Below are 13,284 nucleotides of genomic sequence, written 5' to 3'. Positions count from 1 at the left end.
TCTCAGCGTATGATCCGTTCAATGGGCATGACTAATATGTCTTTTGCGCCGGCCCGCTTCAACTGGTTGATCAACTGATAGACCCGCTCTTCTTTCACGACGGCATGAACGGCGACCAGATTTTCGTCGGATGCCACATCCATCACCGTCGGGCCGGAGAGGCCGGGCAGCACCTGCCGGACGTCGCTAAGGGCGCTCCGGTGGACGTTCATCATCAGGTAGCATTGTCCTTTTGCCCGGATGACGCTCTCGAGGGCGAGGACGATCTCGTCGATCTTCTCCCTTTTTTCCGTGAGCGAGACAGGGTTTGCAACCAGGATTGTCGTGGAGGTGAGAACCTCCTCAATGATGCGGAGATGGTTGGTCCGCAGCGTCGTCCCCGAGGAGGAGAGGTCGACGATAGCGTCGGCGATCCCGAGGTGCGGCGTCGCCTCGCATGCCCCACCGACGGTCACGATCGTGACGGCGACCTCGTGCTCAGCAAAGAACGAACGGGTAATCGCCGGGAACTCGGTCGCCACCTTCGCCCCCTCAAGGTCGGCAACGGCCTCGATCCCGGACTCCTCCGGGACGGCGACGACGAGCGTTGCCCTGCCGGTCTGCAGGTCGAGGACCTGTTCGACCATTGAGCCCCGCTCCATGACCATATCCTTCCCGGTAATGCCGAGGTCGGCAACGCCGCTCGCCACATACTCCGGGATATCGATTGGACGTGCGAAGAGGATCTCCACGTTCGGGTCGCGGGTTCGGGTGATGAGACGCCGCTCTCCTCCGTCGACCAGGTGAAGGCCGCTCTTCTCGATCAGGTGGTTGATGGGCTGTGCAATTCTCCCTTTGTTTGGGATGGCGAGACGGACGAGTCCGGGTTCGGACCCGGGCTTTCGGGACGATGGCTTACTCATGAGATATGAACTCCAAAAAGTGGGGATGATCAGAAGGTGGAGAGTTCGCCCCTGATGACCTTCTCGGTGACGGTGGTGATCTTCCCCAGCCACCCGTCGATGATCCCCTCGATGTCGGGCTTGATGGACCTGATGTCAACGCCCGGCTTCGTGAGAACCTGGGCGCTCGCCACGTGCGGCTGGTCGATCGGGTAACCGATCTGGGAGAGGATACGGACGTACATCTCCTCGATGCCGTCGACCTCCGTGACACAGTCCTGTGCTATCTGCGTCGCAAGGAGGTTGTAGATCTTGCCGATGTGGTTGATCGGGTTCTTGCCGCTCGTCGCCTCCATGCTCATGGGGCGGTTCGGGGTGATCAGGCCGTTTGCGCGGTTGCCACGGCCGACGGACCCGTCGTCGCCCATCTCGGCCGAAGTGCCCGAGACTGTCAGGAAGACACTGCCGCCCTCGAGGTCGTCAGCGGTGTTGATGGCGACGTTGATCTTTCTGCTCGTGAACTGCTTTGCGACGAGGGTGATCTGCTCGGTCAGGATGTTCTTCAACTCGATGTACTCGGCGATGCTCGAGCAGTAGCGGTCCACGAACGCCATCGCGATCGTCAGGGTGACGGCGTCGCCGTCACGCAGGCACATGATCTTACAGTCCTGGCCGATGACGGGGTACCTGAGCCGAAGCTCGTTGTCGAGGAACGCGGCGACACCCCGGACAACGCTCTCTGCCTCACTGAACGGCGCGTGCCCGACACCGAACGAGGTGTCGTTCGCCCGCGGAACCTTTCCCTCGCAGGACCGGAAGACGTCCCGGAGGTCGGTCGACCCGTTTCCCATCCGACAGTCAACGATGAGATCGCGGTTCATGTCGATGGTGGGGAGGATCGATCTGATGTAGTCCCGTGCCGCTTCGACGGCGATTGCGTCTGCGGGGATGTTCACACCGTTGAAGGTCTTGGTTGCCCGGCCTGATATGAGGAAGTAAATTGGTTTTGTGATCCGGCCGCCACCGAACTTCGGGATCGACTCCCCTGCCACGACCTCACCCTGGTCGGTGTTGTGGTGCAGGACGGAACCGCACTCCTCCAGGTATGACCTGCTGAGCGCCCGGCTGATCGACTCCGCGATGCCGTCCGCGAGGCTGTCCGGGTGCCCGAGGCACTTCCTCTCCACCAGTTCAATTCGCTGCTTCTCAATCGGGATCTGGTCAAGCCCTTCTACGCTGATGTTCCTGGTCATCAAATCCACCGTAGTTCTAAAGTATGATAAAGAAATGATTGCAATTCATATAACCATTTCTAACCGTCACTCCGGACACGGATGTCGGCACGGATGCCGATCTTGCAGTTGCCGTCCCGAAAGATGCGGACCATACCTCCGCTCTCGGAGACCGTGATGCCGATGGCCGGGATCTCGTGCGTGATGGACGCGGTTGCGCGGTGCCTTCCCCCAAGGCCGCTCGGGAGAGCGATACCCCGCCCGGTGACGTCGAGGTAGCGTCCCGCCGATCGCACCTCGCCGGTCTTGTCGATGACGAAGACGCCGTCGAGCTGGGCGAACTCTTTGACGCTCTCCCAGGTATCCTTGTTCTTGATGTCCCGCAGCGCGGCGGGCTGCCCCTGGTAGGGGTTGAGGATCGCCTGGTGGGAGTGTTTGAAGATCTCTTCCGGGTCTCCGATGATGAACGCGGTGCCGATAGACCGTCCTTCCCTGCCTTCGACCGCGATCTCAAGGGCGAGCGAAAGAGCCGCGTGGAGCACCTCGCGGGGAACGATGTCGGAGAAGTCCTTGAGGTTGATGAAGTTCTTCCCCTCCTCGATGTCGTAGATGATGACGGCGTAGGGAAAGACGCCGACGACGAGACCGCTCTCCAGGTTCCGCCGGAGGTAGAGGTGGACGGCAGCATCGAGCATGTGCCGTTCGCTCACCTCCAGGATGTCGTGCATGGTGAGGTCTTTCAAGACGTCGAGTTGCAGCTCCTGCACCCAGATGATCGCGATCTCGGGTACTCCGGGGGGGATCGGGGTCTGGTCGACGAATGAGACGACCGCCCGCGCGTTGATCTTCACCGCCACTTCACAGGCAGTGGCAAGCATCAGGTCGCCGTTCATAACACCTCGCGAATCAACCCCGGTATCTCCGATGGCCGGGAGGCGACCGGGACGTTGAGGGCGGCGAGCCTTCTGACCTTGGAACGCGCGTCGCCTTCGCCACCCTCGATGATCGCCCCCGCGTGGCCCATCCGCTTTTCGGGCGGGGCGCTCACGCCGGCGATGTAGGTGACGAGGGGAAGATCGGTCGACCGCACGCCTTCTTCCTCCAGGTTCCCGCCCACCTCGCCGATGACGACGACGGCCTTCGTCTGGGGGTCTTCCTCGAACCGCGCGAGCACGTCCACGAAGGTCTGGCCGATCACCGGGTCGCCGCCGATCCCGACGACCGTGCTCTGGCCGATGCCGGCGCGGGTGAGCTCGTCGACGACTTCGTAGGTGAGGGTACCGCTCCGGGAGACGACGCCGACGTTCCCGCGGCGGGTGAGGTGGGCCGGCATGATCCCGAGTTTGCACTCCCCCGGCGAGAGGAGGCCCGGACAGTTCGGGCCGATGACCGCGCAATCGTGGAGTTTCGCGTAGGCGATGGCCTTCATGGCGTCGTGAACCGGGATGTGCTCGGTGATGACGACTGCAAGGTCGATCCCGGCGTGCGCCGCCTCCATGATCGAGTCGCCCGCGGCGCTTCCCGGCACGAAGCAGACGCTCGCGGTCGCATCGTGCTCCCTGAGCGCCTCACGTACCGTGTTGTAGACCGGGACGCCGTGGACCTCACGCCCGCCCTTGCCGGGCGCAACCCCCGCGACGACGCCCCGCCCGCCGACCTCGCGCGCGTAGGCGTTCATCAGCTCCGTGTGGAACGTGCCCTGCTTGCCGGTGATGTTCTGGACGATGACACCGAGGTTTTTGTCGCCGTAGATCATGATCGCACCTCCATCGCCGCCTTCACGGCCGCATCCATGCTCTCGAGCATCCGGTAGCCGCATTCCGCGAGCAGCCGCCGCCCTTCCTCCTCGTTCGTCCCGGCCATCCGGACGATGACCGTCGGCGCGACGCCGGCGGCGATGATGCCTTTCGCGACCTCGTCACACCGGGTTATCCCGCCAAGGAGGTTGACCACGATCACCGAGACCTTCGGCATGCTCGCGACGAGCCTGACCGCGTGCTTCACGCGCTCCTGGTCGGCGCCGCCCCCGACGTCGAGGAAGTTCGCCGCCCGCCCGTTGTAATACTCGATGAGGTCGAGCGTCGACATCGTGAGCCCGGCGCCGTTCCCGATGACCCCGATAGTCCCGTCGAGTTCCACGTACGAAAAGCCGTGCTGCTCTGCCTCACGCTCACGCTCGGAGAGGTCGCGGTTGACCGTTATCCCCTGCCGGGCGAGGGCGTTGTCGTCGACGATCAGCTTCGCGTCTGCCGCATAGACGCCCCGCGGCGTTGTCACCAGGGGATTGATCTCTGCGAGCATGGCGTCTTTCTCCTGGAAGACGTGGTAGAGGCTGTTGATGACGGGCGCGAGTTCCTTCGGGGCTCCGCCGAGGAGTTCCCGCATCAGGAACGGCGGGATGTCACGGAGGAGCGGGGCCACGATGACCCTACGGATAGCTGATTCGTCCGCTTTCGCCGCGTTCTCGATCTCCACCCCGCCCGCATCGGCAAAGAGGATCACCGGCTGTTTGCTCGACCGGTCGATGGCAATGCTGACGTAGTATTCGTGCTCGATCGCCAGCCGCTCCTCGACCAGGATCTCCCTGACCGGGACGCCCTTGATCTCCCGCGAGAAGAGTTCGCGGGCGGTCTCGCTCGCCGTCGCTCCGTCGGCCATCAGGACGCCGCCGGCCTTCCCCCGCCCGCCGACGTCCACCTGCGCCTTCAGCACCACGCCGTCACCCAGTTCCGTCAGGTGTGCCGTGACCTCGTCCGGTGACCGGATGAGAACTCCCTTCGGGACCGGTATGCCATACTGTGAAAAGATTGGTTTAGCCTCGTACTCCAGCATCTTCATGGTTTACACGCTCGTTCTCCGAGTTCAAATCCCCGTTTCAGTGCTTTGATGTTCAGGTTCTCCGTGCCCTTGGGGACACTGTCGAGCACCGCACGCTCGATCGCCTCCCTGCTCACGATCTCGGTCGCCGCCACAAGGGCGCCGATCATCACGATGTTCGCGACGATCTCCCGGCCGAGGGCGGTCTTCGCCTCCGCCGTCGCCGGGATCTCGTAGGCCCGGCAGGCCGGACGTGACCGGACCAGGTCGGCATCGATGAGCATGACTGCGTCCTCCCTGGCACGGGTCCCATACTTCTCGAACCCCTGCTGGGACATGATGACGTAGATGTCGGGGTCCGCCACCTCGGGATAGAGGATCGGCGCATCGTCGATGACCACCTGCCCCATCGAGGCCCCGCCCCGGGCCTCCGGGCCGTAGACCTGCGTCTGGACGGCATACTTCCCGTCATAGAGCGCCGCCGCCCGGCCGAGGATGACCGCGGAGAGGATGATCCCCTGCCCGCCGTAGCCCGAGAACCTGACTTCGTGCCTCATCGCCGCACCCCCATCGCCGGCCGGCTCCTTCGGACCAGCTCCCCGACGGTGAAGGTGCCCTCGGGGATCGGCTTTCCTTCCGCCGTCAGGCGGTTGTATTTCTCCACAAGCATCGCGTGGCTCCGGATGTGCTCGATCATCGCCGGGACGGTCCGGAGCTTGTTGTGGCGGCCGTAGTTCGTCGGGCACTGGGTCCGTACCTCGACAAAAGCGAGCCCCGGCGTCTGCATCCCGGTCGTGACGGCCTTCGTGAGTTCTTTGACGTGGTAGGACGTCCAGCGGGCGACGTAGTTTGCGCCGGCGGCGACCGCAAGTTCGGCGAGGTCGAAGGCCGGTTCGCTCGCCCCGTAGGGTGTCGTCGTCGAGATGGCCCCGGGCGGCGTCGTCGGGCTCCCCTGCCCGCCGGTCATGCCGTAGATCTGGTTGTTCATGCAGACCACCGTCATATCCACGTTCCGGCGGCAGGCGTGGATGAAGTGGTTTCCGCCGATGGCGGCAAGGTCCCCGTCGCCCGTGAAGACGACGACGTTGAACTCCGGTCGGGCCATCTTCACCCCGGTGGCGAACGCAAGCGCCCGGCCGTGGGTGGTGTGGAGCGAGTCGGTGAGGATGTAGCCGGGAGCACGGGACGAGCACCCGATCCCGGAGACGAAAACCGTCTCGTCCCGCTTCCAGCCCATCTCCTCCACGGCCGCGAGGGTGCAGTTGATGACCGTCCCGTTGCCGCACCCCGTGCAGTAGATGTGGGGAAGGCGGTCTTCCCGGAACCATTCGGACGCGCTCATCGGTGCTCCTCCAGTGCACTGACGAGTTCGGCGGGAGTGTGGAGTTCTCCTCCAATCTTTGGGATCGCTACGACCGGCTGGTCCACGTGACGCTGGACCTCACGCACCATCTGGCCCAGGTTCAGTTCCGGCATCAGGAAGACCTTTGCGTTCGGGAACTCCTTGAGGGCAAACTCCGGGAACGGCCAGACGACCCGCAGGCGCAGATGACCGATCGAGTCGCCCGGCCGGTCGTGGATCACCTGCTCCACCGTCCGGGACGGCGCACCGTAGGTGACGAAGACCGTCTCGGCGTCGGGGTTCATCACCTCGTAGTCGGCGATTGCGCGGCGGGCCGACTCAATCTTCGTGACCAGGCGCCGCACGAGCCTATCGTGCGCCTCCGGGTCGGTCGTATCCGGGTAACCACGTTCGTCGTGGGTGAGGCCGGTCACGTGGACCGCCCTCCCCGAGCCGAAGGGTGCGAACCCCGGGATGCCGTTTTCGTTGGCTTCGAAGGGGAGCGAACCTTCCGCGAGCGGGCGCGGAGACGTGGCCTCGACCGAGTCGGGGATGGTCACCCGTTCCCGCATGTGGCCTACGATCTCATCGGCCATCAGGAAGGTCGGGACCCTGAATCGGTCCGCGAGGTCGAACGCTTTCACCGTCAGGTCGAACATCTCCTGGACGGAGTTCGGGGTGAGCGCGATGGTGCTGTAGTCGCCGTGCGACCCGAACCGGCACTGGAACATATCCCCCTGCGCCGCCCGTGTCGGCTGGCCGGTGCTCGGGCCGCCCCGCTGGACGTTGACGACGACGCACGGTGTCTCGGTCATCGCCGCGTAGCCGATGTTCTCCATCATCAGCGAGAACCCCGGGCCGCTCGTTGCGGTCATGGCGCGGGCCCCGGTCCAGGCGGCGCCGATCACCGCGGCGATGCTCGCGAGTTCGTCCTCCATAGAGATGAAGACCCCGCCGGCCTTCGGGAGTCTCCGGGCCATCGTCTCGGCGATCTCCGTCGACGGCGTGATCGGGTAGCCGCCGAAGAACCGGCATCCGGCGGCGAGGGCGCCCTCCGCACAGGCGGTGTTGCCCTGCATGAACTCAACTCTGCTCAAAACTCCACCTCAACCCGATGAGGCTCAAACGGCCTCTCCTCGACCCAGGCAATCGCCTGATCGGGGCAGATCATCCGGCAAACTCCGCAGAGCATCCGCCCGTAGAGCGCCTGCAGCCTGCAGTTCGTGCACCGTTCGGGGCGGTCGAGGACCGGGGAGACGATCCCCCGGCTATTGAGTTCCGTCCCCTCCGCAAAGATCCCGTAGGGGCAGACCAGCACGCAGAGGTTGCACCCCTTGCAGCGGCTTTCATCGATGACGAGTTTCATGAGACCGTATCCTATCTTATGTTGAATCGCTGGTGAAATTGTGTTTTCGCTTTCTCGCGTACTGCATGGAAGAGATCGCCGCCGTGTGCATCGATCCCGACCGTCAGCGGCAGGCGATCGGCCTTGATGACCCAGATCGCCTCGGCCATGCCGAGGTCTTCGAAATAGACGCCTTTAAGGTCCATGCGGGCGGCCGCGAGCGCGGCGCATCCGCCCGTGAGCGCGAGGTAGACCCCGCGCCCCCGAAGCTGCTCGACCACTTCAGGTCCCATGCCGCCTTTCCCGATGAGGGCGCGGACACCCGCGTCGAGCAGGAAGCCCGAAAGCGCGTTCATCCGGGCGGACGTCGTGGGTCCGGCAACGACGAGCCGGCCGTTCTGGACTACCGGGCCGCAGTGGTAGACCACAGCGCCCCTGGGATCGAAGGGGATACCCTCCTCCATCATGCGGAGGTGGGCCTCGTCCCGGGCGGTGTAGATCGTCCCGGAGAGGGTGACCCTGTCGCCCGCCCGGAGCGAGAGGACCTCGTCGCCGAGCGGTGTCGTAAGGTCCGTCACCGTTTCACCTCCACGGTTGCCCGGCGGCATGCCCAGCACTGGACGTTCACCGCCACCGGGAGGGATGCGGTGTGGCAGCCCGCCCGCTTCACCTTCACCGCGAGCGCCGTCGTATCGCCGCCAAGCCCCATCGGCCCGATGCCGAGGGCGTTCACCGCGTCGCAGATCTCCTGCTCGTAGGGGTCCATGGTGTCGACCGGGAGGAGCAGGGCTTCTTTTGCGAGCGCTGCCGCCGTATCGAAGGTCCCGCCGATCCCGACGCCGAGGATCACGGGGGGGCAGGGTTTGCCCCCCGCGATGAGCATCGTCTCCACGACGAACCTCGGGATATCCTTTGCCTGCGAGGGGAGGAGCATCCCGATCCGCGAGACGTTTTCGGAGCCCGCTCCTTTCGGGAGCACCGTCACCTCGAATCGGACCCCTGGCGTCACGTGGACCGCTGGCATATCGTCGCCGGTGTTGTCTCCGGAGTTCTTCCGGGTGAGCGGGTCGACGACGTTGGGGCGGAGCGGGATGCTGGCCGTCGCCCGGCGCACCCCTTCCCGCACCGCATCGTTGAGGGCGGGTGTGAACGGGACGTCGGGAGGGAGGGTGAGGTAGACCACCGGCACACCGGTATCCTGGCAGATCGGCACCTGGCGCTCCCCGGCGAGTGTAATATTTTCCAGAATGTTGGTAAGTTCCTGCCGCGCGATCTCGTCTCTCTCGGCCGCCGCCGCCCTCCGGAGCGCAGCAAGGACGTCGGGGGGGAGGCGGATTTCGGCCTCTTTGAGGGCTCTCTCTGTGGCGTCTGCCAGTTCGCTCGAAAGCGTCGGATCTGCCGGATTAACCATCATTTATACTGGTGGGAAGCGACTATAAAAAGTTATATTCCCCCAGGTACCGGTTCTACTCTCCAGCGGGACGCTCCCCGCAAAAAGGATGGGGCGGGATGCGAGTTTACGCTACCGGTACCTGTTCTTCGACGATCCTTGCGGGGGTCGGGATCTTGTAGATTCCGCGCCGGAGGGAGGCCTTTGCCTTCTCGGCGTACTGTGGGTTTGTCCAGACGGAGAAGACCTTCTGGCCACGTTCAACCCGCGCCGCGGTGCCGACGGCCTTCCCGAAGGCAAGACGCATGCCTTCCGAGACACGGTCCGCACCTGCGCCGGTTGCCTGCTTGTTCTCACGGAGAACGTGGTGCGGGAAGGTCCGGATCTTTAAGTGGTAGTTCGCCCTCCCGACCTCCTTCTGGAGCTGCCTGTTGATGCCGGTACGGGCGGCCTCAAGGGCCGTGTGCCGTATCTGGCAGGTCTCCTCGGCCACGATGGAGAGCTCGACCGGGAAGTCCTGGCTAAGGTTGCCCATATCAAACTGCACGACCTTGCTGCCCGGCACGCCGCCCATGTATTCCCTGCGTGTATATGCTTTCTTTGCGAGATTCCTGTACATCTTCGCTGGTTTTCGTACCATCTTTAAAAACTCCTGCCGATCTTTGAGTGCTTTATAAAATGGAGATTTCTTCTAATAAACCTTACTGGGCGCTTTCGCTCTCGTCGATCATCCGGAGCACCCGTCGGCGAACCTCCGCGAACTCAGCGCTGGTCCGGTCCCGCGGCCGGGGCCAGGGGATGGTGATGCTCTCCCGGACCGTCCCTGGCCTTGGTGCGAGGACAACGATCCGGTCAGAGAGGTATACCGCCTCATCGACGCTGTGGGTGACGAAGACGATCGTCTTCTTCGTCTTCTCCCAGAGGGAGAGAAGCTCTTTCTGCATCCGGTTCCGGGTCTGGGCATCAAGCGCCCCGAACGGTTCGTCCATGAGGAGGACGTCGGGGTCGTTTGCGAGCGCCCGGGCGATCGCCACCCGCTGCCGCATCCCGCCGGAGAGTTCGTAGGGGTAGGCGTCCCGAAACTGAGAGAGGCCGACCATCTCGATGTAGTGGTCTGCCGTCTTCCGGCGCTCTTCCTTTCCGACACCCCGCATCTCCAGGCCGAAGGCGACGTTGTCGACCACCCTCCGCCAGGGGAAGAGGGAGTACTCCTGGAATACCATCCCGCGCTTCGGGTCAGGGCCGGTGACGGCGCGGCCGTCGACGATGACGCTCCCGGTGGTCGCGGTCTCGAGCCCGGCAATGATCCGTAAGAGTGTCGTCTTCCCACATCCGGAAGGTCCGACCAGGCAGATGAACTCTTCGTCCCTGATGTCGAGGTTGACACCCTCGAGCGCCTGCGTCATGGTGCCGTCTTCCTTGGGGAAGGCCTTGCCGAGATTCCGTATCGTTACCCCGCTCATATCAGGCCACCTCCCCTGCTCGCCACCGGAGGAGTTGTCTTTCGACGTAGTTCCTGAAGATGCGGTCGATGATGAGCCCTGTAAGGCCGAGAATCAGCATGTAGACGACGACATTGGGCATCTGGTGGAGGTAGTAATTGTGCCAGAGCTGGTAGCCGAGGCCGTAGTTTGAGACGCCGAACATCTCGGCGGCGACAAGGCACATCCACCCGACGCCCATGGCAATCCTGATCCCGGAGGCTATCCCCGGGATGGCGGCCGGAAGGGCGACATAGCGAATCAGTTCTAACGAGGTGTCGCACCCGAGCACCTTGCCCGCCTCGACAAAGACCTTCGGGACGTCCCGGAACCCGGAGTAGGTCGCGGTCAGGATCGGGAAGAAGGCCCCTGCGAAGATCACGAAGCCTGCTGCCTGGGTGGTGAGCCCGAACCAGATGATGGCGAACGGGATCCAGGCGAGCGGCGGGATGGGGCGGAGAATTTCGATGATCGGGTCGAGCAGATAGTCCCCGATGCGGAACCATCCCATCAGGATCCCGATGGGGACGCCAAGGAGGAACGCTGCGATGAGCCCGATACCGAAGTGCTCAAGGCTCACCAGTGTATCGGCAAGAAGAGTGCCGGAGCCGAGGAGGTTTGCGAACGCGCCGGCGACGTCGGTGACGCTCGGGAGGATGAAGGATCGGCCTACCACATATTCGGCAATGATCTGCCATATGATTGCCACGACGGCGAGCGATGCGATGCCGAGGAGTCGTTTCTGTGTCTGCTGGTTCATGGTTCTATTCCACGGTCTGGTTCTTCCGGGGTGGGGTTGCCGGGTCCGCTCCGGAAGGTTCTCCCTTATTCCATCGGCACTTCTCTAAAAGATACTTTTGGAGGAAAAACGGGTGAGGTTTCCGGGTTACGCCCGGGCCTTCTCGTAGAACGAGAGGTCGAAGAGGTCGTCCTCTGTGAGGGGCTTGTCGATGTAGCCGAGCTCGTACTGGAGGTTCGTGTACTCGACGACCGAGGTCGTGATGACGTTCGGGTCGGCGGTCCAGGTGCCGTCCCAGTCCCGGAAGGAAGCCTTCACGGTCTCGATGTTCTGCCCGGTCTTTGCGGAGTAGATGGATGCGGCCTCGTCCTGGTGTTCGAGGTTGTACTCCGTCGCTCTGATGTGCGTCTTTACGACCTGTTCGACGATCTCGGGGTGATCACGGATCAGCGAGCCGCTGGCGACGAGAACACAGCAGGCGTGATCTTTCAGCATCTCTCCTGACTGCACTACTGTTCTCCCCGTACCTTCCGCTGCGATGACGGACGGCGACGGGTGGGGCAGGAAGACGCCATCGACCTGGCCTGCGGAGATGGCGGTGGTTGCGGCACCGGGGTCCATGGCGACGATGGTGACGCTTGCGGGGTCGACGCCGTTCTCCTCAAGCCAGGTCCGCAGGATCGTGTCCTGGATGGTCCCGGGCGGGAAAGTGGCAATCTTCTTGCCCACGAGGTCGGCGGGGGTCGAGTATGCGACCTCATTCCTGAGCACCAGATCGGAGCCCTGGGTCTGGACCGCTGCAACGATCTTAGCGTCAAGCCCGGTGCTCACGGCCGCGATGAACGGGGCGGAGCCGACGTAGGCGATATCAAGGTCCCCGGAGAGCATCGCCTGCATCTCGGGCGCGCCGGTGGGGAAGTTATAGTCGGTCACCTGCGTGATGCCGTAGGGCGCGAGGTCCTCCTGCCACCATCCCTTCTCCATCGCGGTCATGTGGGCGGTCTGGTGGGTGCTCGGCTGGTAGCCGATCCGGAGGTGCGTCACGTCGCCGGTTTCCGTTCCGGTGCATCCGGCGACAAACGCGAATGCCGCGACCAGGGCCACGACCAGAATTGTTGCGGTTAATGATCTCATCAGTGTCTCTCCATCAATATGGTTAATAGTATACGGTTAGTCTTTACGTTGAGAGTATATAGTATTGTCGAAAACCTGGCAATATTTTATATTATGGGCAAAATTTTCTATCTATAATTCTCCTTATTAGGATGATCTGAGTGTGGCTGGGAGGATCTCTCGGATAATGCTCCAGAGGCAGGGTGCCGGGGATGAAGGGCGCACGGTGGGCTGCCGAAGCACTGAAGTGAGGGAAGAGCCCCGGACAGTGGATCGTGGGGGCTACGCCTCTCCGGTGCTCGAGTTCCTGCCCTTCGTCCAGTCGCTTATCGCCATTGGGGGAACGACGCTCCGGAAAACGACTGTCCGTAGGACAGGAGTTCGAGAAGACCGGAGTTCGAGCACCTGAAGGGTGCGGAGTGCGAGCGAAGCGAGCTTAAACACCGTTAGGTGCGAGGGGGATGATCTCCCTTGTCTCCAACTCGCTGATATGAGAGTGTTTCCCCCACCCCACCCGCGCTTCGCGCTCCTCCTCTGCACCTGACGGTGCTCAAACTCCCGTCCTTCGGACAGTCGTTCCCCGCCCCTCAAGGGGCGGGGGCAGTCATGGCGATACCCGATGGAAACCCGTGTCAGGGTATACAATTGTCGAGCTCGCTAAGAGCTGGAGTATACGATGCCAAATATGCCCACGGGAACAGCCCGAGGCAGAAAAAGCCCCGTACGCTGGACCGTGGGGGTATCGCCTCGGGGGAGGGGCTGACGGGGAGTGCGAGCAAAGCGAGCTTGAGCACCGATAGGTGCGAGGGGGCTTGCCCCCTCCCCTGTCTCCACAAATGGGACCGTCTCAATGTGACTGGCTGGAACATTCGGTGCTTGAGATGCCGTCAGGCTTCGCAATCACGGGACTGCGCACCCCCGGATGAGAACCTGCCCCTCCCCCC

16 protein-coding genes are annotated in these 13,284 nt (G+C 63.3%); 1 reads left to right on the top strand and 15 read right to left on the bottom strand.

Features of this window, described 5'->3' with window-relative positions:
- Positions 1 to 2: 2 nt before the first annotated feature.
- The 15 genes from hisG to BRA49_RS07590 form a co-directional block, all read right to left on the bottom strand.
- On the bottom strand, positions 3 to 902 hold the full coding sequence (gene hisG / locus BRA49_RS07660) for an ATP phosphoribosyltransferase (RefSeq protein ID WP_292384880.1): 900 nt from the start codon (positions 900 to 902) through the stop codon (positions 3 to 5).
- 29 nt (positions 903 to 931) lie between these two features.
- Positions 932 to 2,134 carry a methionine adenosyltransferase gene (locus tag BRA49_RS07655; RefSeq protein WP_292384879.1) on the bottom strand — a complete coding sequence of 401 codons (1,203 nt, stop codon included), beginning with the start codon at positions 2,132 to 2,134 and terminating at the stop codon, positions 932 to 934.
- A gap of 59 nt (positions 2,135 to 2,193) precedes the next feature.
- Entirely contained in the window at positions 2,194 to 3,006 is an 813-nt protein-coding gene (locus tag BRA49_RS07650) for a DNA integrity scanning protein DisA nucleotide-binding domain protein (protein WP_292384876.1), read from the bottom strand.
- Positions 3,003 to 3,869 (bottom strand): succinate--CoA ligase subunit alpha, encoded by an 867-nt coding sequence (gene sucD / locus BRA49_RS07645; RefSeq protein ID WP_292384874.1) that lies wholly within the window; start codon positions 3,867 to 3,869, stop codon positions 3,003 to 3,005. The genes BRA49_RS07650 and sucD overlap by 4 nt, the downstream gene beginning before the upstream one ends.
- Positions 3,866 to 4,951 (bottom strand): succinate--CoA ligase subunit beta, encoded by a 1,086-nt coding sequence (locus BRA49_RS07640; RefSeq protein ID WP_292384872.1) that lies wholly within the window; start codon positions 4,949 to 4,951, stop codon positions 3,866 to 3,868. Before BRA49_RS07640 ends, sucD begins: the two co-directional genes overlap by 4 nt.
- The gene (locus BRA49_RS07635) at positions 4,948 to 5,487 is read right to left on the bottom strand and encodes a 2-oxoacid:ferredoxin oxidoreductase subunit gamma (protein WP_292384871.1); all 540 of its coding nucleotides are present in this window, start codon (positions 5,485 to 5,487) and stop codon (positions 4,948 to 4,950) included. The genes BRA49_RS07640 and BRA49_RS07635 overlap by 4 nt, the downstream gene beginning before the upstream one ends.
- Positions 5,484 to 6,272 carry a thiamine pyrophosphate-dependent enzyme gene (locus tag BRA49_RS07630; protein ID WP_292384869.1) on the bottom strand — a complete coding sequence of 263 codons (789 nt, stop codon included), beginning with the start codon at positions 6,270 to 6,272 and terminating at the stop codon, positions 5,484 to 5,486. Before BRA49_RS07630 ends, BRA49_RS07635 begins: the two co-directional genes overlap by 4 nt.
- Positions 6,269 to 7,369 (bottom strand): 2-oxoacid:acceptor oxidoreductase subunit alpha, encoded by a 1,101-nt coding sequence (locus BRA49_RS07625; RefSeq protein ID WP_292384868.1) that lies wholly within the window; start codon positions 7,367 to 7,369, stop codon positions 6,269 to 6,271. The genes BRA49_RS07630 and BRA49_RS07625 overlap by 4 nt, the downstream gene beginning before the upstream one ends.
- Positions 7,366 to 7,638, bottom strand: coding sequence for a 4Fe-4S dicluster domain-containing protein (locus BRA49_RS07620; RefSeq protein ID WP_292384866.1), 273 nt, complete (start codon positions 7,636 to 7,638; stop codon positions 7,366 to 7,368). Before BRA49_RS07620 ends, BRA49_RS07625 begins: the two co-directional genes overlap by 4 nt.
- An 11-nt stretch (positions 7,639 to 7,649) precedes the next feature.
- The gene (locus BRA49_RS07615) at positions 7,650 to 8,225 is read right to left on the bottom strand and encodes a FumA C-terminus/TtdB family hydratase beta subunit (RefSeq protein ID WP_394339116.1); all 576 of its coding nucleotides are present in this window, start codon (positions 8,223 to 8,225) and stop codon (positions 7,650 to 7,652) included.
- The gene (locus BRA49_RS07610; RefSeq protein WP_292384862.1) at positions 8,192 to 9,031 is read right to left on the bottom strand and encodes a fumarate hydratase; all 840 of its coding nucleotides are present in this window, start codon (positions 9,029 to 9,031) and stop codon (positions 8,192 to 8,194) included. The genes BRA49_RS07615 and BRA49_RS07610 overlap by 34 nt, the downstream gene beginning before the upstream one ends.
- Positions 9,032 to 9,134: 103 nt before the next feature.
- Positions 9,135 to 9,647 (bottom strand): 50S ribosomal protein L16, encoded by a 513-nt coding sequence (locus BRA49_RS07605; RefSeq protein ID WP_292384861.1) that lies wholly within the window; start codon positions 9,645 to 9,647, stop codon positions 9,135 to 9,137.
- 61 nt (positions 9,648 to 9,708) lie between these two features.
- Entirely contained in the window at positions 9,709 to 10,470 is a 762-nt protein-coding gene (locus BRA49_RS07600; protein ID WP_292384859.1) for an ABC transporter ATP-binding protein, read from the bottom strand.
- A 1-nt stretch (position 10,471) separates the two neighbouring features.
- Positions 10,472 to 11,248: an ABC transporter permease gene (locus tag BRA49_RS07595; RefSeq protein ID WP_292384858.1), complete on the bottom strand. Its 777-nt coding sequence runs from the start codon at positions 11,246 to 11,248 to the stop codon at positions 10,472 to 10,474.
- 126 nt (positions 11,249 to 11,374) lie between these two features.
- The gene (locus BRA49_RS07590) at positions 11,375 to 12,361 is read right to left on the bottom strand and encodes an ABC transporter substrate-binding protein (RefSeq protein ID WP_292384857.1); all 987 of its coding nucleotides are present in this window, start codon (positions 12,359 to 12,361) and stop codon (positions 11,375 to 11,377) included.
- A 166-nt stretch (positions 12,362 to 12,527) separates the two neighbouring features.
- On the opposite strand from BRA49_RS07590, the gene BRA49_RS07585 reads away from it, so the two are divergent.
- Positions 12,528 to 12,749: a hypothetical protein gene (locus tag BRA49_RS07585; protein WP_292384855.1), complete on the top strand. Its 222-nt coding sequence runs from the start codon at positions 12,528 to 12,530 to the stop codon at positions 12,747 to 12,749.
- Positions 12,750 to 13,284 lie beyond the last annotated feature (535 nt).

This window comes from Methanoculleus sp. UBA430 (assembly GCF_002506585.1).
In the GTDB taxonomy this organism is placed as follows: Archaea; Halobacteriota; Methanomicrobia; order Methanomicrobiales; family Methanoculleaceae; genus Methanoculleus.
The sequence above is the reverse complement of the archived record's forward strand: the minus strand, read 5'-3'. Positions and strand labels throughout refer to the sequence as shown.

What these genes read in the sequence shown, in the direction of transcription:
- hisG (WP_292384880.1), bottom strand. Translation starts at nt 902, where the DNA reads ATGAGTAAGCCATCGTCCCGAAAGCCCGGGTCCGAACCCGGACTCGTC.
- BRA49_RS07655 (WP_292384879.1), bottom strand. Translation starts at nt 2,134, where the DNA reads ATGACCAGGAACATCAGCGTAGAAGGGCTTGACCAGATCCCGATTGAG.
- BRA49_RS07650 (WP_292384876.1), bottom strand. Translation starts at nt 3,006, where the DNA reads ATGAACGGCGACCTGATGCTTGCCACTGCCTGTGAAGTGGCGGTGAAG.
- sucD (WP_292384874.1), bottom strand. Translation starts at nt 3,869, where the DNA reads ATGATCTACGGCGACAAAAACCTCGGTGTCATCGTCCAGAACATCACC.
- BRA49_RS07640 (WP_292384872.1), bottom strand. Translation starts at nt 4,951, where the DNA reads ATGAAGATGCTGGAGTACGAGGCTAAACCAATCTTTTCACAGTATGGC.
- BRA49_RS07635 (WP_292384871.1), bottom strand. Translation starts at nt 5,487, where the DNA reads ATGAGGCACGAAGTCAGGTTCTCGGGCTACGGCGGGCAGGGGATCATC.
- BRA49_RS07630 (WP_292384869.1), bottom strand. Translation starts at nt 6,272, where the DNA reads ATGAGCGCGTCCGAATGGTTCCGGGAAGACCGCCTTCCCCACATCTAC.
- BRA49_RS07620 (WP_292384866.1), bottom strand. Translation starts at nt 7,638, where the DNA reads ATGAAACTCGTCATCGATGAAAGCCGCTGCAAGGGGTGCAACCTCTGC.
- BRA49_RS07615 (WP_394339116.1), bottom strand. Translation starts at nt 8,225, where the DNA reads ATGCCGCCGGGCAACCGTGGAGGTGAAACGGTGACGGACCTTACGACA.
- BRA49_RS07610 (WP_292384862.1), bottom strand. Translation starts at nt 9,031, where the DNA reads ATGATGGTTAATCCGGCAGATCCGACGCTTTCGAGCGAACTGGCAGAC.
- BRA49_RS07605 (WP_292384861.1), bottom strand. Translation starts at nt 9,647, where the DNA reads ATGGTACGAAAACCAGCGAAGATGTACAGGAATCTCGCAAAGAAAGCA.
- BRA49_RS07600 (WP_292384859.1), bottom strand. Translation starts at nt 10,470, where the DNA reads ATGAGCGGGGTAACGATACGGAATCTCGGCAAGGCCTTCCCCAAGGAA.
- BRA49_RS07595 (WP_292384858.1), bottom strand. Translation starts at nt 11,248, where the DNA reads ATGAACCAGCAGACACAGAAACGACTCCTCGGCATCGCATCGCTCGCC.
- BRA49_RS07590 (WP_292384857.1), bottom strand. Translation starts at nt 12,361, where the DNA reads ATGAGATCATTAACCGCAACAATTCTGGTCGTGGCCCTGGTCGCGGCA.
- BRA49_RS07585 (WP_292384855.1), top strand. Translation starts at nt 12,528, where the DNA reads ATGCTCCAGAGGCAGGGTGCCGGGGATGAAGGGCGCACGGTGGGCTGC.